At 44.2% G+C, this 3,941-nt stretch carries 3 protein-coding genes and 2 tRNA genes; all 5 read left to right on the plus strand.

From position 1 onward, the window contains the following. The 5 genes from MTX11_RS16180 to MTX11_RS16200 all read left to right on the plus strand — a co-directional run bounded on the left by MTX11_RS16180 (window position 1) and on the right by MTX11_RS16200 (window position 3,940). A tRNA-Glu gene (locus tag MTX11_RS16180) sits at window positions 1–76 on the plus strand. Between the two features lie 114 nt (window positions 77–190). Next, a complete protein-coding gene (locus tag MTX11_RS16185) occupies window positions 191–1,603 on the plus strand; it encodes an amino acid permease (RefSeq protein ID WP_005107442.1) in 1,413 nt (470 codons plus the stop codon). 82 nt (window positions 1,604–1,685) lie between these two features. Then, on the plus strand, window positions 1,686–2,579 hold the full coding sequence (locus tag MTX11_RS16190; protein ID WP_243475587.1) for an alpha/beta fold hydrolase: 894 nt from the start codon (window positions 1,686–1,688) through the stop codon (window positions 2,577–2,579). A gap of 245 nt (window positions 2,580–2,824) precedes the next feature. Further along, window positions 2,825–3,736, plus strand: coding sequence for an alpha/beta fold hydrolase domain-containing protein (locus tag MTX11_RS16195; protein ID WP_243475588.1), 912 nt, complete (start codon window positions 2,825–2,827; stop codon window positions 3,734–3,736). A 131-nt stretch (window positions 3,737–3,867) separates the two neighbouring features. Beyond that, a tRNA-Glu gene (locus MTX11_RS16200) sits at window positions 3,868–3,940 on the plus strand. The last annotated feature ends 1 nt before the right edge of the window (window position 3,941 follow it).

The raw sequence follows: 3,941 nt of genomic DNA on the forward strand, positions 1-3,941 counted from the left end.
GTCCCTATCGTCTAGAGGCCTAGGACATCGCCCTTTCACGGCGGTAACCGGGGTTCGAATCCCCGTAGGGACGCCATCTATTGATCTCATACGATCAGACCTTATTCGAAATTACCATTATTCGATTGCAGATTTGTAGTTTTTCACTACAATAGCTCGCTTCATTCCTTTGAAGTATTTCTTATTTCCTATGCACTCATCTCCGAATGATGCTACGCATCAGGGCAATTCTGCGCCTTTAAAACGCGCTATGAGTACTCGACATCTGGTCATGATTTCGCTTGGTGGCGCAATCGGAACAGGCCTATTCTTAGGGTCGGGTGAAGTCATTGCACAAACGGGGCCTGTAGGTGCCATTCTCGCTTATCTCCTGGGCGGTATTATCGCGTACATGGTGATGCTATGTTTGGGCGAACTTGCCGTTCATATGCCAGAATCTGGTTCATTTGGTGCTTATGCCAAACGCTATATTGGGCCAGGCACAGGCTATACCATCACCTGGTTATACTGGCTGACGTGGTCGGTCACTCTCGGAACTGAATTTACTGCAGCGGCCTTGCTGATGCAGGAATGGTTCCCGGACATTTCTATGTGGTTATGGACCATTATCTTTGGTGTATTCGTATTTAGTCTAAATATGATTTCTACTCGCTGGTTTGCCGAATCCGAATTCTGGCTGGCACTGGTAAAAGTGGTCACGGTTGTTGCTTTTATTCTTTTAGGTCTATTGGCCATCTTTGGTGTTCTGGGCTATCAAGGCTATGAAGCTGCACCTTTATTTACCAATCTGACTGCACAAGGCTGGTTCCCTGAAGGTCTATTCCCGATTTTTGCTACGATGCTGATTGTGAACTTTGCCTTCTCTGGTACCGAGCTGATTGGTGTGGCTGCCGGTGAAACTGAAGATCCTGCGAAAAATGTTCCTAAAGCAATTAATACTGCGATTTTCCGCTTATTAATTTTCTTTGTAGGTACCATTATCGTGGTAACAGCCTTACTTCCGCATCAGGAAGCAGGCTTAGCTGCTGAAGGCGTGAGTAGCAGTCCATTCGTAACAGTATTCCAGCACATTGGTATCCCATATGCTGAAGACATCATCCGCTTTGTAATTATCACTGCATTGTTGTCTGCCGCCAACTCGGGTCTATTTGCTGCTTCACGTATGATGTGGTCATTGTCATACAGCAAACAGTTGCCTGCCGTATTCTCAAGACTGAATGCTCGCGGTGTACCGTATATTGCAGTCATGGTGACTATGCTAGGTGCATTGCCAGGTTTATTGTCTGAACAGTTTGCGCCAGAGACGATCTTTACCAACTTGCTGGGCGTTGCGGCGTTTACCATGGTGGTGGTCTGGATGAGTATCTGCTTAAGCCAGTTCAACTTCCGTCGTCAGTGGTATAAACAGGGTCATACGGCCAAAGAACTGGGCTTTGCTGCACCATTGTTCCCGATTGTGCCAATCCTGGGCTTTGTGTTCTGTTTTATTACCTGTATCAGTATGGTCTTTGATCCATCAATGCGTATCAGCTTCGTAGGCTGTCTGTTATTTATTGCAGCGTGTTATGCAAGTTATTATGCTTTTTATCACAACAAGTCTTAATCATCAGTTTTAAAAGAGCGGCTCCGGCCGCTCTTTTTTTATCTATACTATAACCATAGTGGGCAGCCTTAAGGGTGCGTCGATGAAAATTGTGTTTATTCACGGCATGAACAAGCAACAGTATACGGCTACTTCATTACGTCAACATTGGCTGCATCTCTTCAAAACAGGCCTTCGGAAAAACCCACAACAGCAAGCTCGGTTTACTTATTTAAAACGGCATATCCGTATCCCTTTTTATGGCGATTTACTTTCTCGGCATCATTTTCATAACGTCTTGAATGCCAGCACCCTGATGCCGCAACAGTGGCCGCATTTCCCTTTTTTACATCCCGCACAGCTGCAACCGGCACCGCCACTAGACCAGTGCACCTATCAAATTTGTGACGTCCCGCAGTTAAATCTTGATGATGCCCTGAATTTCAATCAGAAACTGAAGTTCATCACAGCATTAAGCAAAGATATTGCCTTGCGGGATTTTGCGGTACTCATCAATTATTTTCCCAGCTTACACGCCAGCTTTTTACATAAATTTTTGCTAGAAGCTTATCTTTATTTGGCCAACCCACATTTTATGCAGGAAGTTCACTGCCGCATTCATGATCAACTCTATAGCAGCAGGCCACAGATTCTGGTGGCACATTCGCTTGGCAGCGTGATTGCCTATAATTATTTGATTCAGCATCCAGAGCTAAATATCAAGCGTTTTATTACTCTCGGATCACCGTTGGCATTTCGGGTCATTCAGGCTCATCTGCCGCAACCAATTGTACGACCTGCTGCAATTTCAGGCGATTGGATAAATTTCTATTGTAGCGATGATTTTCTGACTACCTTTCCATTATCAGAACCACCCTTCCAGTTTCAGCCAGCGATTATTAATCAGGAGATTCATACCTCCATCTATCATCTGCATGATATTGATGGTTATATTCAGCATCCGGACGTCATTAAAGCGCTCCTGGAATTACTATAAGACTCACACCAACCTCTAAATTCAACTTTTACCGTTCCATTCATATTCTTTTTCTATTCAGTATAATCTTTCATCCGAACCTACCAATTCACTGCTTTTTCTGCCTTTTTTATAAATATACAAATGTCTGTTAATGATTGTTTTATCGAAGATAATTTAAACATTAACGCCACAAAAAGTGCAGCTTGGCTTGCCGCAATTTTCTCTATACTGTGAATATATAGATCGACCTCCGTGAGGTATCGATGAAAGTTATTTTTATTCATGGAATGAACCAGCAACATCATAGTGCTGCATCGATTCGCCAGCGCTGGCTGCATATACTTCAAAAAGGCATTCGCAAACACCGTCATGATGCCAGATTCAGTTATTTACGACGTCACATTCACATTCCATTTTATGGAGACTTGCTTTCACACTATAACGTTCGCAACATCCTGAATGCTGGAACCTTGATGCCCCAGCAATGGCCCAGCTTTCGTTTCCGTCAACCTGTCCATCCTCAGCTTCCTGCACCCGTTCCACGTCCTGGCTGGCGCAAGCCCGTGATTTCAGATCTTCCTCAGCTTCATCTGAATGACCCGATGGATTTCAAACAGAAATTCAAATTTATTACCACGCTGAGCAAAAATGTTGCACTACGAGACTTTGTATTATTGCTGAATTATTTTCCCAGCCTGCATCGTAGCCTGCTTCAGAAATTTCTGATTGAAACCTATCTGTATCTCGACAATCCTGGTTTCATGAAGGAAGTTCATGAACGGATTGCCCGGCAATTGAATGGTCGCAAACCTTGCATTGTGATTGCTCATTCTCTGGGCAGTGTGATTGCCTATAACTATCTCATCCAGCATCCTGAACTGAATGTACAGCGTTTTATTACTTTAGGATCGCCACTAGCCTTCCAGGTGATCCAGTCACATTTACCGCAACCCATTGTACGACCTACTGCAATTACAGGCGACTGGATAAATTTCTATTCAACTGATGATTTTCTTACCGCCTTTCCTCTTACACAACCGCCATTTCAGTTTCAACCCGCCATTATTAACCACGGCATTCGTACGCATATTCACCGCCCGCATGACATTACCGGCTATTTACTGCATCTGCAGGTGGTAGAAGCAATTCTGGAATTGCTTAAAAATCCGGCTTAAACCATGTAATTTTCAAGCATTCCCACAAGATTGTTTTAATTTTATGCACTCAATTCAAAAAACCAGAAAAAGTGCAGAAATGCGTTTGACACCCCCCTGTTTTCACCCTATTATACGCCCACCTCTGAAACGTCCCTATCGTCTAGAGGCCTAGGACATCGCCCTTTCACGGCGGTAACCGGGGTTCGAATCCCCGTAGGGACGC

It is taken from the genome of Acinetobacter lwoffii (genome assembly GCF_022809915.1).
In the GTDB taxonomy this organism is placed as follows: Bacteria; Pseudomonadota; Gammaproteobacteria; order Pseudomonadales; family Moraxellaceae; genus Acinetobacter; species Acinetobacter lwoffii_M.